Here is a 23,095-nt window from a genome sequence, read left to right as displayed (position 1 = left end):
GAAAGGAGCGCAGATGAATAAGCTTGAAGAAAAGATAGCTCTTTATAAAGAGAAGATGAAAGAGATTGAGCCAAATTTTGATGAAGAGCTTCTTGAAAAGATCACAAGAAGTCTTGGCCCTTCAATCTATAAAAAAGATTCTGAAACAGTCTCTTGCTCAAGTGAGAGTGAGCTTGAACGGGTACGCAAAAATTTTCTAAAAATGAAACTAGGTCTTGATAAAAACGATGAAGAGCTTGATAAAGCCATCAAAGAGGTTTGCAAAAAGATGGGAAGCTCTAATCGCAATAAGTATCGTGCACTTTTTTACTATTTTCTTGTTAAAAAATTTAATAAAGAGTCCCTCTATATCTAATGCAAGAGCTTTTTGAAAAACTAAGTCTTTTTTACCTTGGTAAGCAAGTAGATCAAAAAGGGGAAGAGACAGGACTATTAGAGCTAATAAAAAGCAAAGACTTAACTACCCATGCCGCTATCATCGGAATGACAGGCAGCGGCAAAACCGGCCTTGGTATCGGTTTGCTTGAAGAGGCTGCTATCGATAAGATCCCGGCTCTCATAATAGATCCAAAAGGTGATATGGGCAATCTGCTCTTAACTTTTGAAAACCTCTCTGCTGAAGAGTTTGCGCCATGGGTAGACCCACTTGAGGCACAAAAGCAGGGCTTAGGCATTGAAGAATATGCTGCAAAAATTTCTTCAATGTGGAAAGAGGGGATAGAGAGCTTTTACCAAGACATATCGCGCATAAAGCGATTGAAAAACGCTGCTGACTTTACAATATATACGCCAGGCAGTAACGCAGGTGTACAACTCTCAATTCTCTCCTCTTTTGATGCACCAAGCAAAGAGATACGTGATGATATTGATAGCTATAGCTATCTCCTCTCATCAAGTGCCAGCTCACTCCTCGCACTCCTTGGCAAAAATCAAGAAAAAGCTTCAAATGAATTTATACTTCTATGCAATATTCTCGATTTTTACTGGAAAAAAGGCAAAAGCATAACTCTTGAAGAGCTTATCGCCAATATCATCAATCCTCCTTTTAAAAAGATAGGAGTCTTACCTCTCGAGGGATTTTATCCAGTACGGGAGCGCACACAACTTGCTTTGGATCTCAACAACCTCATCTGTAGCCCCTCCTTTAGCAACTGGATAGTTGGTGAGCCCCTTGATATTGCAAAACTCCTCTACACTAATGAGGGAAAACCGCGGCTTAGCATTATGTACATTGCGCACTTAAATGATAATGAGCGTATGTTTTTTGTCACTTTCTTGCTCAATAAACTCATATCCTGGATGCGTACGCAAAGTGGAACATCTGTTCTTCGAGCGCTTCTCTATATGGATGAGATTTTTGGCTACTTTCCACCAAACGCCAATCCTCCATCAAAAGAGCCGATGCTGCTTCTTCTCAAACAGGCACGTGCTTTTGGTATAGGAGCAGTTCTCTCTACTCAAAACCCAGTAGATATCGACTATAAGGGTTTGGCAAATATCGGTACATGGTTTTTGGGAAGATTGCAAACAAAACAGGATATTGCCCGCGTCATTGATGGACTTTTAAAAAACAGGCCCAAAGCTCTTGATAAACGCACAATTGAAAATATTTTAGTCAATCTCCCAAAACGTACGTTTTTGCTACGCAGTATTCACAAAGAAAATCTTGAGATATTTAAAACTAGATGGGTGCTCAGCTACCTCAAAGGGCCACTGAGCAAAGAGGACGTAGCAAAACTAATGGCTCCTAAAAAAAAGCAAACAGACAGAACCACGCAACAGCAAAAACAAAAAATCACTCATACCCCTTCTCTGTCGTCTCCCAAACCCTTGGTACCTCAAGGAGTTACACAACTCTTTGAGATCTATAATCCAGGTGTAGCATCTTTTAACTTTTTACCCTTTATACGTACACAAGCAACACTCCACTACTACAATGCTCCAAGAGGTATCGATATAACGCAAGAGCTTTGCTATGAGTTTGAGGCAGAAAATATCAGTCTTGCAGATGCAGAGCCATGTAATGCAAAAGAGTTGAGCATGCAGGCACCATCAAATGCCATGTATGCTGATCTTCCATCTGATCTTTTACGAAAAAATGGGTGGACAGCTCTTAAAAAAAGATTGCGCGATGAGCTCTATCTCAAAAAACGCCTTACTCTTTACAAAATACCCAAACTCGGTATCGAATCGCATCTGAATGAATCCCTTGAAGATTTCCAAACAAGAGCAAGAGCACTTTTACGCGATTTACAAGAACAAGAGAGAGAAAAGATCCAAAAACGCTACGATAGTAAACTCAAACGCCTCCATCAAAAGCTTGATCGCCTCTATGAAAAGCTGCAAAAAGAGAAAGAGGAGGCAAAAAATAAAACAACAGATACTATCATATCCCTTGGTATGACACTGCTTGATTCTCTCTTTGGGCGCAAAAGAGTAAAAAGCTCAACCATCTCTAAAGCTGGCTCAACACTCTCTAAAGCAAAACGGGCATACAGTGAGTATGATGACATAAAGATAGTAGAAGAGCGTATAAAAGATCTAGAAGAGGAGATAGGAACGCTTCAAGAAGAACTTGAAAAAGAATTAGATAAGCTTGAAGAAAAATATACGCTGCAAAACTATTCACTCAAAGAGTTCTACATCAAACCACGCAAGAGCGAAATCAGAATTAATCTGCAGCTTATATGGAAACAGGCCTAAGGCCTGCTCACTACACCCATAAAAAGAGGTGTAAGGGTTTTATTGTGCACTATCATAAAGACAAAAGGGCTGTCGCAATAGAAAGTATAAACAGGTGGAATCTGCGCTGAGGTCTCTACTATAGTAGCGGCTGTGGCTGCTGCGGCTTCACTTCCCTCTTCTGTTACTTCAATGAAAGTTTTGTGAAAGATGCCGCTTACAAAAAGATTTGCATTTGGATTGATAGGCTTGCCAAGCAAAGAGAGGTCAGCACGTACAGGATCAAAAATATCTACAATACCCAATGCTTGCAACTCTTCAACAATATTTTTTGTCCCCCAAGTGAGTTTAAATTTTGGCATTTTAAACAGTACATCAAACATCTCTCTTTTTGTACTATTAATCTGCTGTAAAGATGTATTTGCAAGATTATCTAAAAGACCTTGGATATTAAAATCTTCATGTGGTAAAAAGAGCCACATGCTCAGCTCTGCATTTTTATAGGGCAACTCTAGCGCACGAAATCCATCCATTTCACTAACATTAAAATCACCCTTCATATTCATCATATTAACCTGAATGCTTTCACCAGGAGCCACATAAAAAGGCTCCTTTGCTGTTTTTGTTTTATTGAACTCCTTTTGCCATTTGCCATAGAAATAAAGGGCATTAACAAGCACCATTCTTGTATCTTGTTGTACTGAGCCTTGCGGTAAGAGGTCTTTGATCTTCTCATGCGTATTCTCTTCCACCCACTGGTTTATCTCTTGGCGTATCTCTTCGCTTTTTTCTAAAAAGTTTGCACTATAGATGGAAGTATCAAAGAGATCCTCTATCAAATAGCGATAACTTTTATAAAGATGAAATTTTTGCTCTACCCATGCAGCATTTGCAATAGCCAATGTAGCATCACGAACCTGCAACTGCTTTTGCAGCTTTTCATACGAAGCGCCAATGGCAAGATTTGATGGATAGCCTAAAGCTTTTCTTATTTGCATGCGACTCTCATCACGAACTCCATAATAGAGCATATCCAACACCCCTATAATACTAAAGGGAGAGATAAAAAGATTTTGCCCATCGTAAAGCTTTTGTGTTAGATGCATGCCAAATTGATAGATAGATGTTGCAAGTTTTGTTCTGTTTGTCTCTTTGATATTTTCACATGATCCACTATGCAAAAAACGAGCTTGTGAATCTGCTTTGAGTGCACAGTAGTTGGGATATGTCTGTTGTAGCGGTTCACAAGGTGCTGTAATGCATTCAATCTGTTTAAGTCCACATACTGGTGCTTGCGGTTCATCATCACAAGAAGTTATTTGCTGCATCAAAGCTACATCTTCTCTGTTGCCATAATCAAAGACCACTTTTTGTGTATCTTTACTCACTGCAAAAGCAGCTATGTAGTATGCCATGTCGGCAGTGCCAATCTCGGGTTGTATAATTTTTACTGGGATCTTTATCACACCACCAAAAAATTGTGGATCCTCAAAAATAATGCGATTTGAACCGCTTATTTGCACTATTTTATACAAAAGCAGCTTGTAACTTGTAAAATCGATAGGATAATCAAACCCTGCATCTTTTGCCTCTTGGTAGTGAGTAAATACCTGAAACTTTGGAAGATTTCTATATTCGTGATTGCGTTTTAACTCTAGGTATTTTATAAAGCCTTGAGAGAAATATATTGAATTAGACAAAAGCGTGTAATTAAAAAATCCTAAATCTTCATAGCGAAAAAACTCTCCTGGCTCTACCGGCAGCAACTTATAGACTCTTCTATTTTGTGGATTTGCAGATATCATTATAAAATCAAACCGCGTATCCCCATCATTATCTAGATCTCCAGTATAGTAAAAAAACCACACTGATGGGGTATCGCAAGAGAGATTTATCTTTTTCCAGCCAAAAACATTAGTTTGGCTTGGCGTTACACCATGCAATCTATAGCAGTTTCCTCTGGGTGTCTCATAAACCCAGTTATAGGCACTATTTTGAGAAGTTTCTGGATAAAAAGCAAAATATTTGAATTTCCCAGAAAGATTAAAACTTCTATCTTGTAAACTTGAAGGATGAAATTCAGCAAAAAGCGAAAAAACCAGCACAAACAGTAACCATAAATGTCTCATGGAAGATCCTTCTTTGGTAGGGTATACAAGATTATAACTATATAACTGTTAGTGGAGAGTTATAAGAGAGACAAATAGTGAGATTTGGCATTGGGAAGCAACCCAACACCAAAATCTGCAGCACCATTACAGAAGTAGCGACTCAAAAGAGTTACACTTCCTTGAAGTAAATAATAGCAAAAATTTTGTTAAAAGTATGTTAATGAAGGGAGATTTGGATAGTATGTGTAGATTCGATACATTCTGGTGGAGGTGTCGGGAATCGAACCCGAGTCCGGAAACAACCGACCATAAGCCTCTACGTGCGTAGCAGCGCTGATTGATCTCGACTATTACAGGCTCAGCGCCCGAAACCTGCAGTAGTCCAGCCTCAAAGTGTCGATAAGCGGCTAGGCAACCGCTTATCCAAGCCCTCTAGTGGGTGACCCCGCAAAATCCTATCCCAGAGGGCAGGGATAGGTGCGAGGGACCGTAAGTTTCTTAACTTACGCTGCTACTGCGTAAGCCGGTCTGTAATCTGTATTGTTTGCGTCTATTTTTTTGAGGAGTTTTTACGGCGTTCCTCAAGCCGGCACGCAGCCTATGACCGACTGCTCCCGTCGAAGCCATGTCACCCCCATACTATGGGGCAACCAGCCTAGGAGTTGATTAATTCCTTAATCTTTCCTGAAAGCTCGGCTATTTTAGCAATTTTTTGGCTGTTTGTCAAGGCTTCATCTAGTAAAATTTTTACAAAAGCACTTCCAACAATAACCCCATCTACATCTTTTGCTTTCTCTTTTGCTGTCTTTTCATTCACGCCAAACCCTATATAAACTGGAGTTTTGGTAGTCTCTCGGATCCATGCAATTATTTGAGAGAGATCTTCACTCTTTTGCGCGCCAGTTATCCCAGCATATGCAACAAGATAGATAAATTTCCTCGCATCTTTGCAGATAAGTTCAATACGCTCTTTCGTATCTGTTGGTGCAACAAAGTCAATAAGTGCAATACCCTTTTCATCAAAGAGTGGTTTATATGCAATCGCCTCTTCATAAGGAAGATCTGGAATAATAAAACCACTTGTTCCCAACTCTTTTGCTTCATCTATACTCTTTTGCACACCTCTATGGTAAAAAGGATTGAAATAGCCCATCCACAATGTATCCACCTCGTCGGCTACAGCGCGTGTAATATCAAGTACATCAGCAAATTTAAACCCCTTTTGCAATGCCCTCATATTTGCCTCTTCGATCACAGGACCATCGGCGACAGGGTCGCTAAAAGGAATACCCAGTTCCACACTATCAAGCCCTTTTTCTTTCATGGCCAAAATGAGATCGATAGTAAAATTCTTATCGGGATATCCACTTGTTATGTAGCCTACGAGTCTCTTCACTGCAATCCTTTGCTTTTTGATTGTAATTATACACTTTTTTTGATAAAATGAACTTAGTTTATAAAGGGGAGGATATGGCAAAAAAGCACACAATTGATACTATCAAAGCCGCTAAAAATAGTGAAAAACTCGTCATGATTACTGCATACGATGCTCTTTTTGCAAAGCTTTTTTCACCTCTAGTAGATATGATCTTAGTAGGCGATAGTCTCAATATGACTTTCGCTGCCAAACCAGATACCCTCTCTGCTTCAATGGAGCAGATGCTTTACCATACTAATGCTGTATGTGCAGGCGCGCTTGAAAGTTTTATTGTATTTGATATGCCTTATGGCAGCTATACGAACAAAAAAGATGCGCTCAAAAATGCTATAAGAGTCTATCAAGAGAGCTGTGCAGATGCAGTAAAACTTGAAGGCGGTAAAGAAAAGTGCCATATCATCTCCCATCTTACCAAAAATGGTATTGCAGTTATGGGACATATCGGTCTCTTGCCACAGCATGTGCGAGGAGCAGGCGGATACAAAGTAGCAAACAATAAAGATAAACTCATAGAAGATGCAAAAGCACTCGAAGATGCAGGAGTATTTGCCATTATTTTAGAGGGCGTTAAAGCTGACATTGCCAAAGATATCACTGCGAGTGTAGAAGTTCCTGTCATTGGTATAGGAGCTGGAAAAGATGTAGATGGACAAGTACTTGTATGGAGTGATATGTTAGGATTTTTTGAAGATTTCAAGCCAAAATTTGTCAAGCGCTACCTCGATGGGGCAAAACTTGTCAAAGAGGCTGTAGCGGCGTATGCGCAAGAGGTCAAAAACGGTAGGTTTCCTACAAAGGATTATAGCTACTGATGGAACGTATAATAGAAGTAGAAAAATTTAGTGAAGAATCAAGCTTTGAAAACAGACTGCGACCCGCTACGTGGAATGAATATATTGGTCAAGAAAAGATCAAAAAAAATCTCAAAGTTTTTATTGAAGCAGCAAAGAAAAGAGGTGAAAGCCTCGATCATATCCTCTTTTTTGGTCCGCCTGGACTCGGTAAAACCACACTTGCTAATATCATAGCAAGCCAGATGCAAAGCAATATTAAAATCACAGCTGCCCCAATGATTGAAAAGAGTGGTGACTTGGCAGCAATCCTTACCAATCTTGAAGAGGGAGATATCCTCTTTATTGATGAAATTCATAGACTCTCGCCAGCAATTGAAGAGATCCTCTATCCAGCTATGGAAGATTTTAGACTCGACATTATTATTGGAAGTGGACCTGCAGCACAGACTATCAAAATCGATCTACCTCGTTTTACTCTCATAGGTGCAACAACACGTGCAGGAATGCTTAGCTCTCCTTTGCGCGATCGTTTTGGGATGCATTTTCGCTTAGAGTTTTATACTCCCGAAGAGCTCTCTCGTATCATTGATAATGCTGCAAAAAAACTTGGCAAAAGTATCGAAGAGCATGCTGCAGTTGAGATAGCAAAACGTAGCCGGGGTACCCCTCGAATAGCCCTGCGCCTCCTCAAACGTGTAAGAGATTTTGCAGATGTAGCCGATGAAGAGAAAATCCTCCATAACCGTACACTTGAAGCACTGGAAGCTTTGGGAGTAGATGAGCGTGGATTTGATGAATTGGATCTGCGCCTTCTTAAGCTGCTTGCAGAAGCAAAAGGCAAACCTTTGGGTCTTAGTACTATTGCAGCAGCTTTGAGCGAAGATGAAGGCACTATTGAAGATGTGATTGAACCATTTTTGCTAGCCAATGGTTTTATCGAGCGTACTGCAAGAGGAAGAGTAGCAACTCTCAAAACCTATGAGCTACTTAAGCTCTCACCAAATATCCAATCAACACTTTTTTAGGTGGAATATATGAAACCTATCCATTTTCTTGGAATTTTAATTGTTGTCATAGGCTACTATCTTTTTAAAGTCTTCTCACCCTTTATTGGCAATATTACCATAGCCACTCTTCTTGCGCTCGCTACGTACAAAATACATCGCTATTTGCTGTTAAAATTTCCAGGGAGAATCTTACCAGCACTTTTAAGCACTATAATACTTGGTGTGCTCTTTTTTGCACCACTTATCTACATCATTACAAATGCTGCTACTTTTGTAGCACAAATCGACTTTACTCACCTCAAACAAACAGTTGCAGAAATGAAAAAAATGATAGAGTCAACTATTGCCTCCCAAAACTGGCTCTCCTCTATTAATATGCATGAGTATACAGCACAACTTGATGTCAATAAAATTATCAATTGGCTCATCTCTACTGCTACATTTTTGGGAGCAAAAAGTGCAAATTTTATAAAAGATACGCTTTTGATACTGATTTTTTACTTTTTTGCAAATCTCTATGGAAAAGATCTGCTCCAATATTTTCAACGCATTATCCCATTGCGTTCTGAAGACAGCATTACCATCTTTGAAAACCTTACGGGCGTAATGGGGGTCGTATTCAATTCAATCATTGCTACTGCTATTTTTGAAGGAGCACTTTTTGGAATTATTGCCTATATTTATGGATACAATGGTCTTCTTTTTGGGATCCTCTATGGGTTTTCATCTTTGATACCGGTAGTTGGTGGGATGCTGATGTGGCTACCTGTGAGTATAGATCTCTATTTTAGTGGCAATACCTCTGGAGCTATAGTGTTGGCACTCTACTCCATCATAGTTATATCTATCATTGCAGATACATTTATAAAACCTATCATTATCAAATATATTGATGATATCATGAGTGAAGAGGAGCACACACGCGTCAATGAGCTTCTTATATTCTTCTCAATTATTGCAGGGCTCTCTAGCTATGGCTTTTGGGGCATGATTATAGGACCTGCAGTTATTACACTTATGATAAGTGTACTTAACCTCTATCCAAAACTTGCCAAAAAAGATTGAGCCTATACTTTTTGCTCTTCTTTAAAAAATTTCATCACAAAAAAGAGTATACCAACTATCAAAATTAATTTACTAAAAGGACTCAAGGGCACTGTTACACGGGGGGCAATCGTCTCTTTACAAATGTGAAAAACCTCATCGTCACTGTTGAAAAGCTCAATTTTTCCAATGGTAATTTGAGGCAATGTAGTATATTCATTGAAATCAACATTATTCAAAGTTGGATTTTCTATTCGCTCAGTGAGATCGATATCGCGGATGATATCACAATTTGGATCATCTATCTCCAAATCGCTGGTGAGTTTCATCAATAAAATATCATTATCTGTTTCGTTGTATCCTCCACCTCCAACGATGATTTCACCATTGCTACCTTGCCCTATCCCAGTGAGATGTGAACCCTTTTCGATAAAAACATATTTTTGTGATAGGATAGAGCCATCGCTGGAGAGTTTTGCCAACCAGATTTGATCATCATCACAACCATTACAATATTCGTTCGTTGTCCCACCAATGAGAATATAATCGTCTGCCGCAAATATCGCTAATCCACTATCACTATTATCTTTGCCATAAATCTTTGCATTTGCTATTTGCAGTGAATCCCCTTGAAGTTTCAAGAAAAATATATCATCTATACAATTAACAGATACCGATCCAACTATCGCTAAAGAACCGTCATGGAGTTTCGTTATCGCTCTGCAAAATACATCACAATCGTTTCCAAAATCTATGAAGAATTTTTTATCTATGTTGCCATCTTTTGTAAAACGAACTATCATACCTTTGTATTTACCTTGATTATCTTCATAATACCCACATACCACATATTCTCCATTGTCACTTTCCACTATGTCTGTTCCAACAGTGACATAACGTTGATACTGTTCCCTTTTAGACCACAACTTATTTCCATCTTTGTCTACCTTCAATACCAATAACTCTGTAGCTCCATCCTGTGTCCCACCTACTACTACATAATTACCATCGCTATCTTGAATAATTTTGTTAGGATATGTATCTCCACTCTGATAACCTGTTTTCCATATCTCGTTTCCATTTGAATCATATTTTACAAGCACAAGATAACCTCCTCTTTTACCCCCCAAAACAAAATTTCCATCACTATCTTCCACTATGCTTCTAACGTCCAAATCATGATTTTCCACACGCAGTCTTTTTTGCAGGAGTATTTGGCCATGTGCATCCACATTCAATATGACATTTTCATGCCCTATCAAAATTTCACCGTTGTTACGAGGATAGATGAATGCAGCATATTCGCTTACACCTTTTTTCCCATAAAAGTTTGCCCAGCTACCAGCCATGACTATTTGAGCAACAAACAGTAATCCTACAATTAGCCATCTACTCATATCATTTCCTTTCATAACCAATTAATATATAATATATAAATTAATTGTAAATTTATAAAGCTTATAATTTTATAAATTTTTATCAAACTTATTAATTATGGAAGAATTATCAAATTATAATATGCATCAATTTTCTACCATATGAGCTACAAATTTACTCATATTATCGATAATTTTACCACCTCTTCGAAAGCCCAAACCACAAGCTTCATAAGCAAAAAATACACCTGCCTGATACTTTCTTCCAAGCTTATCTTCAGGAAGTTCTACATACTCTTGATAGATAGGTGGGAAGCTTTCATACTCTCCATCTCGTTTGGCCACTATATTTCCATTGGCATCATAAATTGTAGTGTTTGCTCCCTCTCTTCCAAAACATTTTTTCTCTACATAGGAACGATCTTGTAAAGGCTCAAAAGATGTCTCAAGCAGTAAAGGGTGATTGGGAAAGAGATCCCAAAGGATTTTAAGCATTCCTTTGCTTTGAAAAAGAAGCGTATAGGCAGGATTAAGAATGATTGCTTTGTGGTGCTTGAGGATTTGTGTAAGGAGAAGCGCTAATTCTGGCTCTTCAATAGCGATATTTTCCCAAGGAATAAGCTTAAACCAATATTCATACCTGTTGTCTTGACAAAAAATCCCATCCTCTGAAAAGCCGACCTCATCTGCATAGCAAAAGTACGTAGCAAATCCTGCTTCAGCTGCAATAACTTCAAGAAGTCTTGTAGTGTTTTCATCCTCTAAACTTCCTCGAATAGAGCTAAAAAGAATCTTCCAACCCTGATAGAGCTCTTCAAACTGGCCTACATCCTCTTGCAGTGTTACAAGTCGTTTAAAATTGTCACGCAAAGCCTCATAGATAAAATTAAACTGCTTTGCTTCTTCAAGTTGGTTATATTTAAGCATTGCCCATTGCAAGATTGCAGTCTCAAACAAAGATGTCGGTGTATCTGCGTTAAATTCAAGGAGCTTAATAGGTTTACCATCTATACCACCTGCAAAATCAAACCTTCCATACAGATGCCAGTGAGCATCTTCTTCCCAGCTCTGTTTAATAATATCAACGAGATTAAAAGGAATACCAAGCTCAAAAAAAAGATTGTTTTTTATTACATATTCCCCAGCTTCAACAAACATATCATAAAGCTCATTTGCCGCATCGGCATACTGCTTTGCCTCTTCCTCGGTGATTACAAGCACCTCATCAGCTACATAATCACTCCCGTCACTATCAGTATGCCAGACAAAACCAATGCTTTCTAGATACCCTTTATCAAGAGGCTTAATCTTTTTTAACTTCACTATCTCTACCACGCTTTTTCATATATTTAATAACAACATAGGGCATAAGAGCAAGAATGATCATGAAAAGAAATGTAGCATAAAGACCTATCATATGTGTATCATTCATCTTCTTAACCTCCAAATCCAAAAAATGATCGTTTTGTAGATGGAGCAGACTTTTTAAAAAAGCCACTTTTTACATTAGAACTCTTTTTAGGTGTCTGCGCCTTTTGAAAACTTTTCACGCTTCTTTGGTAGGCACTTGGATTTTTAAAAGTCTGATGTCTTCTTTGCTGATAAGTGGGATTGTTAAAAAGTTTGTTTCCAAGCCAGCTTCCAATAATAGCTCCTGCAGCACTTGCCAATATCACCTCTCCTAAGCTCATCCCACTATGAATCTCTGGATTAACAAGAGGACTTTGGTTTGCTTCAATTTTTTTTGCTTCAGCAGCAATGAGCTTATCAAGCTCCTCTTTACTTAAGATTCGCTCTTTGCCATTGAGTTCACGCAATATCACTCGCGTTGTACTGCTTGGATACTCTTCAGCTATCTTGTATTGCCCAGGAGCTGTCTCTTCAATAACAACAAAAGCCCCCTGCTTCTTTGCAGCTTCGCTAAAAGCGTTAGTCTCTTTATGCTGCTGCTTCTCTTCACACCCCGTAAGTCCCAAAACCAGCAGAGCACCCAATCCTCCCACCATAGCATAACTAGAAACTTGTTTGAGTAACTTCACCTCTCCTCCTCAAATAGATATAAAGAATTATGGCTGCACCCATCATCGCAAGGCACAGCAGTTGTCCCATTGTCATCCAGCCACAACAGATAAATCCAAGCTGCATATCGGGCTCCCTGAAAAACTCTATTAAAAATCGAAAGAGTCCATAGAAAAATCCATACAGCGCTATCAGCTCTCCATCGAAGTGTTTATATTTTCTATACCAAAAAAGAATAACAAAAAGTACAAAACCTTCAAAAAACGCTTCATAGAGCTGTGAAGGGTGCCGCAAAACATCTCCTATATAGATACCCCAAGGCACATCAGTTGCACGTCCTACAAGCTCTTGGTTTAAAAAGTTGCCAATTCTGCCAAAAATATATCCTACAGGAACAGAAACTGCAGCCAAGTCAAGAAGTTGCCAAAAGTTTTTGTGATACTTTTTTGCATAGAAATATGTTCCTAGTAAAAACCCTATTATTGCCCCATGGTAGCTAAATCCTCTAATTCCTACAAAATGACCGTTGAGAAATGGATTGAAAATTTGCCAGGGATGTGTAAGGTAGTACGATGTATGAGGATCGTAAAAGAGAATAAAGCCAAGTCTTGCACCTAAAATCACTCCCACTTCAACCCAGATAAAATAGATATCAAGCCCTTTTTTGGAAAAAGAGAGACGATCATGCTTTACAAGCCACTCAGCAAAGAAAAGTGCTGTGAGGAGTGCAAGCACATACATGATCCCGTACCAATGAACAGGAAAACCAAAAATATGAAATGCTACAGGATCGAAGTGCTCGTAAATATGCTGCCAAAACTCCATCTACTACCTTGAATGAAAATTCAAGGAATTATAGCGAAAAATATTTAGGCAGCAGCTTGCTGTATCTCTTCTTCGCTCATCACTCTTTGCTCATAACTCTCCAACAATTTATCGAGCAGTTTGAAAAGTGTCTCTGAAGTAGTTTCAAGCTCTTGAAACTCTTTATAAATCTGATCTTGATGCTCAATAAGATACTCTTCAAAATCTGGTTTTTGCACAAGATCTATAATACGTTTTGAGTAGTCATGAATAGTCTTATGCGGTTTTTCTATCTGTTTATAGACGTCTAAAATACCATAGAGTTTTTTACCCTCACCATAATACCATTTACCAAAATCGCAATGATGCTCATCTGTATATGGAGTCTCAATTTGTGCACTAAAGAAGTTGCGATATACTACTTTATTTTTATAAATGATGTGATCTAGCTTGAACTTCGTAATTGTCAGGATATTTTGTATTAAATTCGCCAGCGTGGTTGTTTTGAGAGCATTTTCGGTAAACTCATCAATGGATGTACGAAATTTTCCAAGCACAACAGCAGACTCATTAGCAATACGCTCCATTTTTGCAGAATTATTCATACTATTTTGACTCTCTACTTGCAACTCACTAAGTACACCTCGCACCTCATCAGTAGATTGCTGGGTCTTTTCTGCTAATTTGCGTACCTCTTCAGCAACGACCGTAAAACCTTTACCCATTTCTCCAGCGCGGGCTGCTTCTATAGCAGCATTGAGTGCAAGGAGATTGGTCTGATCTGCAATATCATCAATGAGTTTAATAATATTATTAACATTTTCCGTCTTTTGATTGAGCTTTTCTATAACAGTATGTGACTCTTTTACCATATCAATGAGATTGTTAAGCTTTGTTACAATCTCATCAAGTGCATATGAAACCTCTTTTGAATTACTTGATATCTCGTTACTGTTTTCCACAATATCTTTCACCTTATCGATTGACCCCAAAAGATCTTGTTTAATAATCGCTAAACCTCCAGCAACTCCTCCTCCAAGCTGCCCAACTTTGGAATTGAGCTTCTCCTTTTCGACAAATTTCTCTTTTACCATCATATTATCTACAGAGGTATTAATTGATTTAGCAATACTTTTGAATATTCCTTGATATTTTTTTTCATCAAGTTTCGTAAAATGCTTCTGCTCTAAGCTTTTCAATACACCATTAACATCTGTCAAGAAGCCTTCCACCTGATGCATAAATCCCATAAGATTTTCAAACATATTTTTGAGTGTTCCTGTATCATTGATGCTCACATCATATTTGAATATCCCTCCTTTGGCTTTTTGTAAAACCAAGGATATGGTATCGAGGGATTTACGAATATTCATCACACTTAAAAATATGATAATTGCACAGATAAAATTGACAATATTGAGTGCAAAAATGGCATTAAATCCATTTTTGTAAACTTCAAAACCCAACGAAATAGAAAACAGAACAATAGATATTATATTTGCATATTGGATCTTCTGTAATGAGGATATCTGTTTCATTGTCCAACCTTTTTCGTTTTTTACCATTATCGAAAAGGTTGGACAAAAATTTAAGATAAATTATGAAAACTATTTGAGAATGACTCTAGCATGAAGTGGCTGCGTAGGACGATTATTGCTTCCCATGATTTTGTGCATTTTCGCAATCTGCTCTTTTGATGCTTCAACTGAATTTTTGAGTACTATCCAGCGTACACCTTCTGTACATGGAGGGGTAGTAAAAGATCCATCATAGCGGTAGTAATCAAGCTTTTTTGGAAAAAAATCACCAGGATTGAACATCTCTTTAAGCGGCTGCTTATGTCCTACTTTTGGATCAAGATAAGTTAAGACTTTTTCTAAAGCTCTATTTTTCTCCCCTTCTTTAAACATCAAAGCAATAACAAGATACTCCCCCTCTTTACTTTTGTGTACAAAATGCGCCTCCATTGGAAAATGCTTTCCATTTATCATATTTTCACTTGGAGTATGGAAATGGTACTGCAAAAGTACAAAAGGTATTCCATCTACCACTACTTCATTTTTCCCTTGTGTTGTCACTTTTATAGTATGCCCATTGTTCACTACATTTTGGCTAATGCCTGCATAGATAATTTGAAGCTTTGGAAGCTTAGCTTCAATAAATCTTGTCATATCTACTGGTGATTGATTAACACCAAATTTACACATACGAAATTTGGGATCTATTTCACCCCAGTGCTTTGGTCCTTCGCTTCCACTATATCCCCAATGCTTATGTTCTGCATGATGCCCTTCACCACTTACTCCTGCAAAGAGCAGTCCCGTTAAAATTCCTGCTATGACAAACACTTTTTTCATTATCACTTCCTTTTTGTTTTTTACAGCAATAATTATATATAGTTGTAATTTAATCCTCTTTTAAAGCTTCGGCTATGAGCTCAATTGGATTTTTAAAAATCACATCACTTCTAGCTTGTACTAATGCATTACTTAGTTGTACGCGACAGGCACTACACTCTGCAGCTACAACATCTGCTCCACTTTGCTCTATCATAACAGCTTTTGGCTTTCCTGCAGCCTCGGCTAAGTGATACTTCTCAGACTGTATAGTCACACCTCCAAAGCCGCAGCAGCGGTTAGGATCTTCCATCTCTTTGATAGTAAAGTTTTGTGCCAAAAGTGCTCTTGGTTCCTTCCAGATACCTTGCACTTTGCGCGCATGGCATGGATCGTGATATGTCACACTTGTTGGCAGCTTCTTCCCACGCTCTTGTAAAATTTGCAAAAGTGGCGTTTGCTCATAGAGCCATTGCGTAGCAAGAAAGATTTTTTCATTAAGTTTTGCTGCCCTCTTAGCCCACTCCTCTTCACCTCTATTGCGAAAGTAAACCTCCCAATCGTGTTTGATCATTGCACTACAAGTAGCTTCTGGAACTATTATTGCTTCCACTTCATCTATAAAACTCTCAAAATACTCAATATTGTTTTTTGTAAGATACCGTACTGTATCAAAATCTCCAGTAAAATATGCTGGAGCACCACAGCAAAGCTGCTTTTTGGGGATAAAGATCTCATAATCTAAAGCTTTGAGAATATCAACAAGGCTATCTCCAATTTCAGTATAGTTATAGTTTGCTAAGCACCCAATGAATATTGCTACTTTTTTCTTCTCCCCTTCATTGAGATGCTCTGGATACTTATTAAGAAAACTCACACTCTTCATTGAAGGCAATAAGCGCCCTTTTTTAAGCATCGGAAGATTAAATTTCGCCAAAAGCCCCCGTCCTTTTGGATCAGGAGCTAAAGCACAGCTTTTAAAGACAAATCCAAGTTTACTAAAAATATCCATCATCGTGCGGTGGCGCAATAGCCAAAAAAAGGCTCTTTTATACCATGCAATTCCATATTTTTTAGCGATATCAGCGCGCACCTCTTCTATTACCATATCTGTTGGCAAAGAGTTAGGGCATACATCGACACAGTTTGTACACAAAAAGCAGCTCTCAAAGATATCTTTTGCGGTCTTATCAAGCTCTAGCTGCCCTTTTTCATAATCGCCCAAAAGCTCAATAAAGCCCCTGGGACTTGTTACTTCATCTGGATTTACTTGGTGGATGGTACACGTAGGAATACACTTTCCGCACTTGATACAATCCTGACTTACTTTAGTAAACTCAAACACTTTATACCTTTTTGAGAATATTTTCATCGATATAGTAGAGAAATCCTTGCACCTTTTTACTAGTAATCGCAGCTACCGCATCTTTATAAAATGTAACCTGCTTTATATAGGCGCTCTCATCTGCTGGTTTAGTGCTTTTATAATCGATAATAATAAAGCTATCTTCATCTTCAATCAAGAGATCAATTATACCAAGCCTCTCTCCATGCACAAAGGGGATCTCTTTGTAAAAATCTCCTTTAAACAATTTTTCAATCTTCTCTCTTGCTTCTTTTACTCGCTTTTCCAAATCATCTAGCTCATGAAAAAGTGCATACCTACTCTTGACATAGTCACACCCGATCTCAAAACTTTTATGATAAGCCTCTCCTTTGTATATTGCTTCATAGTCGTTTGGCTTATACTCTTGCTCTTCTAAAAACTCCTGCTTGCCAAAAAACTGGAGTGGATATGCAAAAGGCTCTACTTCTAAAGGGTCTTGCGAAGATGATGCTACCTCGATTGTACCTCTTTTAGTAGTATGCAAAAATCCAAAACGTCTGCTTTTTGGTTTTTTTAGTACAATGAGTGAATTGACTGCCCGCGTAAGCGCAACATAGGCCACATTGCGCAGCTCTGCTTTCTCTTTTTCTTGCACCTTTTCTAAAACTTTTGCATACTCCTCATCAAAATACTCTCTTCCTTGTTGGCGTAACCGCAGTCCTTGCAACTTCACCCCATCATACTCAAATATAACACTCTCGCTTCTTGGTCTATCTATACCTATGACATCAAGCACAATAGTGTGGGCAAAATCGAGCCCTTTTGATTTATGGATTGTCAAAACCTCCATCCCACTACTGCTATTTGGCATCTGTGTGGTTGAGTCTTCAATACCAAGCAAAAACTCTTCAATATCTTTATACACCAAAGCCTCTTGCATCAATGCTACAGTCGATGCATCCCATAACCCGTAGCGATCACAGATTTTGCGAATAAGATGTACTGGCTTATCAAGCTCCATCTGCTCAATATCACTCACTCCAGCTACTGCGCAAAAATGAAAGTGAGCAAGAGTGTTTTCATTATTAGCAAGGTACTTGATAGCTTCAATAACCGCTCTTGCAAATGGTTGGTGAATAATGAGTTTCGATGTGCTTGTAAGAGGACGTATCCCAAAGGTTTCTTCTATAAAATCTGCTACTTTTAAAATATCCTTATTTGTAGGCACCAAGATGGCAATATCTTTACTCGCAACTCCTGCATCAAAAAGCATCTGAAGTTTTTCTTTGAGTGCTTGGAGTATATCTTCACTTTCACACACCTCTACATAGCCACCATCTTTTTTCCATTTTTGATGAAGTCCGAACTCCTCATTTACATAGGCTACAATCTCTTTTTTTGAGCGATAATTGACATCAAGCTCTTCTATATCCATACTGTAGCGCTGCGCTACATAATCAAAAAGCTCTGGCATCCCACCACGAAATCCATAAATAGACTGTTTCGTATCTCCCACATAGAAAAAACTGCGAAAATCTTTAGCTCCCTCTCCCGCAGCTATCTCATCTACAAGAGGTTCAAATATTTCCCAATCCTCCACAGAAGTATCTTGAAATTCATCAATCATAATATGTGCTAAACGGCTATCAAGACGAAAATAGAGAAAATCTTTTTGCAATGAATGCTGCAAAAGATCATAAGTAATATGCTTAATATCGGTAAAAGAGAGGATGTTCTCTTTTTTGATAAATGATAAGCGCATAACGCGAAAACGCCAATAAAAATGAAAGAGTTGCGCGAGGAATTGAGACTCTTTATAGGCAAAATAGTCTCTGAGCTCCCTTTTGAGATCTTGAAAAACTGTTTCAATCTCTTCACACTTTTTTACTCCTGGAATCTTGCAACTATCTTCTTTGAGCCACGAACGAATACCGTTAGAGGTTTTTACAAATTCATCGATACTCTCTACCTGCTTAAAAAGCCTCTTTTTTGCATCACTTCCAAACTCTTGCACATGCGCAGCTATTTTGTGGTAAAGCTGCAGTACTTTTTGTGTATTGTCCTGCAAAGGCTTAGGAGCTTGTAATGGTAACTCTTTATCTTTTTCATAAAGTAATGAAAAAAACTGCTCCAGTTTACCGCCATACCATAGAGTAAAAGAGATGAACTCTTTTAATTCATTCTCATCCATCGATTCAATAAACTCTTCAAAAAGATCAATCTTTTCTGTTATTTCAAAATTGGTCGCAACTCCTCCATAGTAGGCAAATTTGCGTAAAATCTTTTGCACAAAAGCATCAATCGTCATGATCAAAAGATCTTCATGCATAAACTTTTGCAAAACTTTTTCTCTTCTTTTTAGTAGCTCCTCTTGCGTAATGCCAGCTACTTTGGAGAGATTACAAAGAAGCTCTTCATCCATGTTTTTTAAAAACTCTGCCACACGCTCTCGCATCTCGTTGGCTGCTTTATTAGTAAATGTAATTGCTAGCACATCATAGGGTGAAGATCCCTGAAAAAGCCGTGCGAGATAGCGCAAAGCCAAGGCATAGGTCTTCCCTGTTCCTGCACTAGCTTTTAGTGCCAATAACTCTCTCATACTTCACCCTTGCAGCCAAATTTATAGGGACAGTAGCGGCATACATCTCTCTCTTGGCTCTTTACTGTTTGGGTGCAGATCTTTTCAAGAGCATTTTTGAGTTTCTCTTCGCTGTGCGCAGTATCAAAGCGTTGAAGTTTCGTATTGCGCAGATCCCAAAAGTAGACTCTCTCTGTTTGCCAAATATAGGCATAAAACTCCGCTTGAAGCTTTGCAGCATCTTTATTGTAATCATTGAGATAGTTTGAGGTTTTGTTTGTTTTATAATCAAATATATAGACTCCATCATCCTTTTTTACAACCCGATCTGCTCTAGCAAAAAGCTCTACGCCCTCCAATACTCTACTTTTTTGCACCTCTGTCTCCACTTCACCTTGCAAGTGAATAAAATCCTCTTGGGCAAATTTTTGGAGAGGTTTATACCACTCGGTAGTGAGCCTATATCTCTCGTACTGCGAGACTCCTCGTACAAGCTCTTGCCAAATGAATGCAAAATACTCCTCTGCATTTTTTGGAGATCGTTTGATAGCTTCTTCTATTGCACTGTGAATAGATATGCCTCGATACCCCACTTGTGGAGCTTTTATATTTTTATGATAGTGAAGATAGTAGCGCAAGGGACATTTTAAAAGAATTTCTAGCATTGTGGGAGAGAGCTTGGTTGGTGGTGCAAAATCCTCTACTATTTCAAATACTGAGGGCTGTCTTGTTTGGCGGTAAAGCACATGTGCAAAGCGCAAAGGAGGCTCTTCCTCTTTTATAAAAGGCAGCTCCCATAAAAATCTGCTTGCATCACTCACATCACTTTTGACAAAACTTACCGCAGCTCTCTTTGCACCCATAAGCAATCTATAGTAGTAGTGCTTTTGCAACGACTTTTTCTCTGCAGTTGTAGGCAGTTTGGCATGTTTTCGTGTAGCTGTGTTGAGAAAAAGATCCTCTTGGGAAATTTGCGGGACAAACTCTTCATTGAAATCAACGATAATTACTCCATCAAACTGCGTTCCTCTGCTCTCCAATACCTCCATAACAGTAACTTTTCCCCCTCGTATATCATCAAAGCTCAAAGTTTGTAGTCTTTGGAGCAGCAGCTTTACAACAAACTCCAAAGAGATATCGATCTTTTGCATAAATCTATCAAAACGGAAGAGATCCTCTTCAATGATTCGTTTCTCTTTATCACTAGCTTTTGCAAAAAGATAGCTTTGCAGTTCGCTCCAGGAGCTTATCTTTTTAAACTCCTCAATATCTTCATCCGTAAGTTTTGCACCATACTCCTCTTCATAAAGATAGATATATCGATAGAGTGCTTCAAGCTTTCGATAGAGTGGAGAGTAGATGAAGCTCTCTCCCATACTGAAATTGAGGTTTTTCAATCTATCAAAACTCTCTAAAAACTCCTTAAAATCAGCCTGTGGTAAAATGACAACAATATTTTCTGGCTTGATACCACTGCGTACAAACTCTTCAATCTTTGCAAAAACATAGTTACACTGCTCAATGCGCTCACTAAATGCAGAGTATTCGATCTTTGCTAACTTTGGAAGCTCTTTCGAAGAGTGTATTACACTCTCTTTTGTAATAGTGTATCTTCCTGGCTTTTGAATAGCAAACATCTTTTTAGCCAAAGGAAGATTAAATGGACTTACCAAGAACTCAATACGCCAAGGAGTTGTAATTTTTGCTAAAACCTCTCTATCAAAACGGGTGAGATAGCCACTAAGATGTATCTCTATCTCTTCAAACTCATTGAAATAATCATTATTTATCCGGTATTCATCAAGCACAATAATATCTGTTAGCCCCTGTGAGTGCAAAATATTTTTATAGTTACTGCGGATCTCTTGGAGGATCTCAAGATGCTCACTATATTCTGCATAGGTATCACTGCTTTGAAGCGAATCAAAATCAACTCTTTCTAAAAACATCTCTTTTAAAAAAGCGTAAAGCAGATCCCCTTCATGCAAAAACTTCTCAAAACTCTTCTCAATACCCAGTTTTTCTAATTCAACATCCTTACATGCCTGGTAAAAATAGTAACTGCGTAGCTCCTCTTGAACAAATACATACTCACTCAGTATCGCTCTATCAAGGAAATCACCGATTGTCAGCAGCTTTGGCAAAAGGCGCTGCGGATGCTTAGCAGCATATTGACGCAGCTCCCTTTGGGTAGTAAAGACGAGAAGTTTCATACTGTCTTGCTAAAAACCTTCTTGCCTTCGCCATGCTTTTTCATATAAGCATCAAAAGGCATAACGATATTGCGTATGAGTAGCGTTCCCGTTGGACTTACTTCAATTGCTTTGTCACTCACTTTTACAAGCTCTTGCTCTTCAAACTCTTTAAGCTCTTGCAAAGCATCAGCAAAGTACTCTTGAAAATCGATATTAAACTCTTTTTCTATGCGAGGAATATCAAGCTTGAAGTTTGCCATGAGCTCCATAATAACAGCTTTGCGTACTCTATCATCAAATGTGAGTTTCACCCCTCTATGGTAAGGAAGCTTTCCACTATCAACCGCTTCTTCATAGAGCTGCATCTCTTTATAATTTTGTGCATAGTAGTCTTCACCCTCACCAATACTAGTAAGCCCTATTCCTATTAAATCTGCTCCCCCTTTTGTGGTGTAACCTTGGAAGTTTCGATGAAGCTCTCCTTTTTCAATTGCTTGAAAGAGCTCATCTTCAGGTTTTGCAAAGTGATCCATCCCAATCATCTTATACCCATGCGTTGTAAAAAAGTCGATTGTATATTTGAGGATGGCAAGCTTTACTTCAGGAGTTGGGAGTGTGGTCTCATCAATTTTGCGCATTGTCTTTTTGAGCCAGGGTACATGTGCATAGTTAAAAACCGCAAGTCTATCGGGATCAAGTTGCAAAGTCTTTGCAAGTGTCTCTTTGAAACTCTCAAGAGTTTGATAAGGAAGCCCATAGATGAGATCGATATTGACGCTTTGCATACCATATTTTCGAGCAAGATCTACTGCGTTTTTTGTTACCTCAAAACTTTGCATTCTATGTACTGCTTGCTGTACTTTTTCATTAAAATCTTGCACACCAAAGCTGACTCTATTAAATCCCCCTTCTGCAAGGGTTCGCATATGCTCTTCGCTGAGGAATCTCGGATCTATTTCGCAGCTTACCTCAGCCTCTTTGCTCCAGCGAGGGAATACCTTTTTTATCTCTTCGATAATGATTTGGAGTTGCTGTGGTGAAAAAAAGGTAGGCGTTCCCCCTCCAAAATGGAGCTGAATAACCTCTCTTGATGTATCGAGATGACGCTGCAATATTTGTAGCTCTTTTTTGAGATACTCTATATAGCGATCTTTTTTCTCCTCTTTTGATGTAAACACCACATTGCAACCACAAAAGTAGCAAGCACTGCGGCAAAATGGCAGGTGAAAATAGAGTGAAAGAGGTTTTTGTGAGTCTTGATTTTCTAGGCTTTGTATATACTCTTCATAAGTAAAATCTTCACTAAACTCCACAGCAGTGGGATAGCTTGTATAGCGGGGACCTGGACGAGAGTATTTGACGAATTTCTCAAAATCTATCATTA

18 protein-coding genes and 1 other RNA gene are annotated in these 23,095 nt (G+C 38.5%); 5 read left to right on the top strand and 14 right to left on the bottom strand.

Going from position 1 to position 23,095, the window contains the following annotated elements; all coding sequences use genetic code 11:
• Positions 1-13: 13 nt before the first annotated feature.
• A complete protein-coding gene (locus JG738_RS02025; RefSeq protein WP_201338074.1) occupies positions 14-355 on the top strand; it encodes a DUF2853 family protein in 342 nt (113 codons plus the stop codon).
• A complete protein-coding gene (locus JG738_RS02020) occupies positions 355-2,703 on the top strand; it encodes an ATP-binding protein (protein ID WP_201338073.1) in 2,349 nt (782 codons plus the stop codon). The genes JG738_RS02025 and JG738_RS02020 overlap by 1 nt, the downstream gene beginning before the upstream one ends.
• Here the strand turns inward: JG738_RS02020 and JG738_RS02015 are convergent.
• From JG738_RS02015 to trpA, 3 genes are all read right to left on the bottom strand, one after another.
• Complete coding sequence (locus JG738_RS02015; RefSeq protein WP_201338072.1) at positions 2,700-4,811, bottom strand: serpin family protein; 2,112 nt, start codon at positions 4,809-4,811, stop codon at positions 2,700-2,702. The two genes, JG738_RS02020 and JG738_RS02015, sit on opposite strands and share 4 nt — an antisense overlap.
• A 244-nt stretch (positions 4,812-5,055) precedes the next feature.
• Positions 5,056-5,429: a transfer-messenger RNA gene (ssrA, locus tag JG738_RS02010) on the bottom strand.
• Between the two features lie 19 nt (positions 5,430-5,448).
• Positions 5,449-6,189 carry a tryptophan synthase subunit alpha gene (gene trpA, locus JG738_RS02005; protein WP_201338071.1) on the bottom strand — a complete coding sequence of 247 codons (741 nt, stop codon included), beginning with the start codon at positions 6,187-6,189 and terminating at the stop codon, positions 5,449-5,451.
• Positions 6,190-6,263: 74 nt separating this feature from the next.
• On the opposite strand from trpA, the gene panB reads away from it, so the two are divergent.
• From panB to JG738_RS01990, 3 genes are read left to right on the top strand one after another with little or no spacing between them, the layout of a single operon-like run.
• Positions 6,264-7,043: a 3-methyl-2-oxobutanoate hydroxymethyltransferase gene (gene panB, locus JG738_RS02000; protein WP_201338070.1), complete on the top strand. Its 780-nt coding sequence runs from the start codon at positions 6,264-6,266 to the stop codon at positions 7,041-7,043.
• Positions 7,043-8,050 carry a Holliday junction branch migration DNA helicase RuvB gene (ruvB, locus tag JG738_RS01995; RefSeq protein WP_236583181.1) on the top strand — a complete coding sequence of 336 codons (1,008 nt, stop codon included), beginning with the start codon at positions 7,043-7,045 and terminating at the stop codon, positions 8,048-8,050. Before panB ends, ruvB begins: the two co-directional genes overlap by 1 nt.
• Positions 8,051-8,059: 9 nt before the next feature.
• Positions 8,060-9,097, top strand: a complete 1,038-nt coding sequence (locus JG738_RS01990; protein ID WP_201338069.1) for an AI-2E family transporter — start codon at positions 8,060-8,062, stop codon at positions 9,095-9,097.
• A 2-nt stretch (positions 9,098-9,099) separates the two neighbouring features.
• Here the strand turns inward: JG738_RS01990 and JG738_RS01985 are convergent, their stop codons facing one another.
• The 11 genes from JG738_RS01985 to hemN all read right to left on the bottom strand — a co-directional run bounded on the left by JG738_RS01985 (position 9,100) and on the right by hemN (position 23,093).
• Positions 9,100-10,473, bottom strand: coding sequence for a hypothetical protein (locus JG738_RS01985; RefSeq protein WP_201338068.1), 1,374 nt, complete (start codon positions 10,471-10,473; stop codon positions 9,100-9,102).
• A 126-nt stretch (positions 10,474-10,599) separates the two neighbouring features.
• Entirely contained in the window at positions 10,600-11,778 is a 1,179-nt protein-coding gene (locus tag JG738_RS01980) for a glutathionylspermidine synthase family protein (protein ID WP_370583671.1), read from the bottom strand.
• Positions 11,756-11,884 carry a hypothetical protein gene (locus tag JG738_RS10470; RefSeq protein ID WP_255536058.1) on the bottom strand — a complete coding sequence of 43 codons (129 nt, stop codon included), beginning with the start codon at positions 11,882-11,884 and terminating at the stop codon, positions 11,756-11,758. The genes JG738_RS01980 and JG738_RS10470 overlap by 23 nt, the downstream gene beginning before the upstream one ends.
• Before the next feature lie 4 nt (positions 11,885-11,888).
• Entirely contained in the window at positions 11,889-12,491 is a 603-nt protein-coding gene (locus tag JG738_RS01975; RefSeq protein ID WP_201338066.1) for a UPF0323 family lipoprotein, read from the bottom strand.
• A complete protein-coding gene (gene lgt, locus JG738_RS01970) occupies positions 12,466-13,296 on the bottom strand; it encodes a prolipoprotein diacylglyceryl transferase (RefSeq protein WP_201338065.1) in 831 nt (276 codons plus the stop codon). Before lgt ends, JG738_RS01975 begins: the two co-directional genes overlap by 26 nt.
• Positions 13,297-13,340: 44 nt before the next feature.
• Positions 13,341-14,813 carry a methyl-accepting chemotaxis protein gene (locus JG738_RS10570; protein ID WP_305080200.1) on the bottom strand — a complete coding sequence of 491 codons (1,473 nt, stop codon included), beginning with the start codon at positions 14,811-14,813 and terminating at the stop codon, positions 13,341-13,343.
• A 69-nt stretch (positions 14,814-14,882) separates the two neighbouring features.
• Positions 14,883-15,632, bottom strand: a complete 750-nt coding sequence (locus tag JG738_RS01960; protein ID WP_201338063.1) for a carbonic anhydrase — start codon at positions 15,630-15,632, stop codon at positions 14,883-14,885.
• 49 nt (positions 15,633-15,681) lie between these two features.
• Positions 15,682-16,983 carry a (Fe-S)-binding protein gene (locus JG738_RS01955; RefSeq protein WP_370583658.1) on the bottom strand — a complete coding sequence of 434 codons (1,302 nt, stop codon included), beginning with the start codon at positions 16,981-16,983 and terminating at the stop codon, positions 15,682-15,684.
• Entirely contained in the window at positions 16,958-19,537 is a 2,580-nt protein-coding gene (locus JG738_RS01950; protein WP_201338061.1) for a RecB-like helicase, read from the bottom strand. The genes JG738_RS01955 and JG738_RS01950 overlap by 26 nt, the downstream gene beginning before the upstream one ends.
• Positions 19,534-21,729 carry a PD-(D/E)XK nuclease family protein gene (locus JG738_RS01945; RefSeq protein ID WP_201338060.1) on the bottom strand — a complete coding sequence of 732 codons (2,196 nt, stop codon included), beginning with the start codon at positions 21,727-21,729 and terminating at the stop codon, positions 19,534-19,536. Before JG738_RS01945 ends, JG738_RS01950 begins: the two co-directional genes overlap by 4 nt.
• Positions 21,726-23,093, bottom strand: a complete 1,368-nt coding sequence (hemN, locus tag JG738_RS01940; RefSeq protein WP_201338059.1) for an oxygen-independent coproporphyrinogen III oxidase — start codon at positions 23,091-23,093, stop codon at positions 21,726-21,728. Before hemN ends, JG738_RS01945 begins: the two co-directional genes overlap by 4 nt.
• Positions 23,094-23,095 lie beyond the last annotated feature (2 nt).

It is taken from the genome of Nitratiruptor sp. YY08-26, from assembly GCF_016593215.1.
Lineage (GTDB): Bacteria > Campylobacterota > Campylobacteria > Campylobacterales > Nitratiruptoraceae > Nitratiruptor > Nitratiruptor tergarcus.
The sequence above is the reverse complement of the archived record's forward strand: the minus strand, read 5'-3'. Positions and strand labels throughout refer to the sequence as shown.

Bases quoted from the DNA above. Each gene is read 5' to 3' on its own strand.
- JG738_RS01945 (WP_201338060.1), bottom strand. From the start codon at position 21,729: ATGAAACTTCTCGTCTTTACTACCCAAAGGGAGCTGCGTCAATATGCT.
- panB (WP_201338070.1), top strand. From the start codon at position 6,264: ATGGCAAAAAAGCACACAATTGATACTATCAAAGCCGCTAAAAATAGT.
- JG738_RS02015 (WP_201338072.1), bottom strand. From the start codon at position 4,811: ATGAGACATTTATGGTTACTGTTTGTGCTGGTTTTTTCGCTTTTTGCT.
- JG738_RS01985 (WP_201338068.1), bottom strand. From the start codon at position 10,473: ATGAGTAGATGGCTAATTGTAGGATTACTGTTTGTTGCTCAAATAGTC.
- lgt (WP_201338065.1), bottom strand. From the start codon at position 13,296: ATGGAGTTTTGGCAGCATATTTACGAGCACTTCGATCCTGTAGCATTT.
- JG738_RS01955 (WP_370583658.1), bottom strand. From the start codon at position 16,983: ATGAAAATATTCTCAAAAAGGTATAAAGTGTTTGAGTTTACTAAAGTA.
- JG738_RS10570 (WP_305080200.1), bottom strand. From the start codon at position 14,813: ATGAAACAGATATCCTCATTACAGAAGATCCAATATGCAAATATAATA.
- ruvB (WP_236583181.1), top strand. From the start codon at position 7,043: ATGGAACGTATAATAGAAGTAGAAAAATTTAGTGAAGAATCAAGCTTT.
- JG738_RS01960 (WP_201338063.1), bottom strand. From the start codon at position 15,632: ATGAAAAAAGTGTTTGTCATAGCAGGAATTTTAACGGGACTGCTCTTT.
- hemN (WP_201338059.1), bottom strand. From the start codon at position 23,093: ATGATAGATTTTGAGAAATTCGTCAAATACTCTCGTCCAGGTCCCCGC.
- JG738_RS02025 (WP_201338074.1), top strand. From the start codon at position 14: ATGAATAAGCTTGAAGAAAAGATAGCTCTTTATAAAGAGAAGATGAAA.
- JG738_RS10470 (WP_255536058.1), bottom strand. From the start codon at position 11,884: ATGAATGATACACATATGATAGGTCTTTATGCTACATTTCTTTTCATG.
- JG738_RS01990 (WP_201338069.1), top strand. From the start codon at position 8,060: ATGAAACCTATCCATTTTCTTGGAATTTTAATTGTTGTCATAGGCTAC.
- JG738_RS02020 (WP_201338073.1), top strand. From the start codon at position 355: ATGCAAGAGCTTTTTGAAAAACTAAGTCTTTTTTACCTTGGTAAGCAA.
- JG738_RS01950 (WP_201338061.1), bottom strand. From the start codon at position 19,537: ATGAGAGAGTTATTGGCACTAAAAGCTAGTGCAGGAACAGGGAAGACC.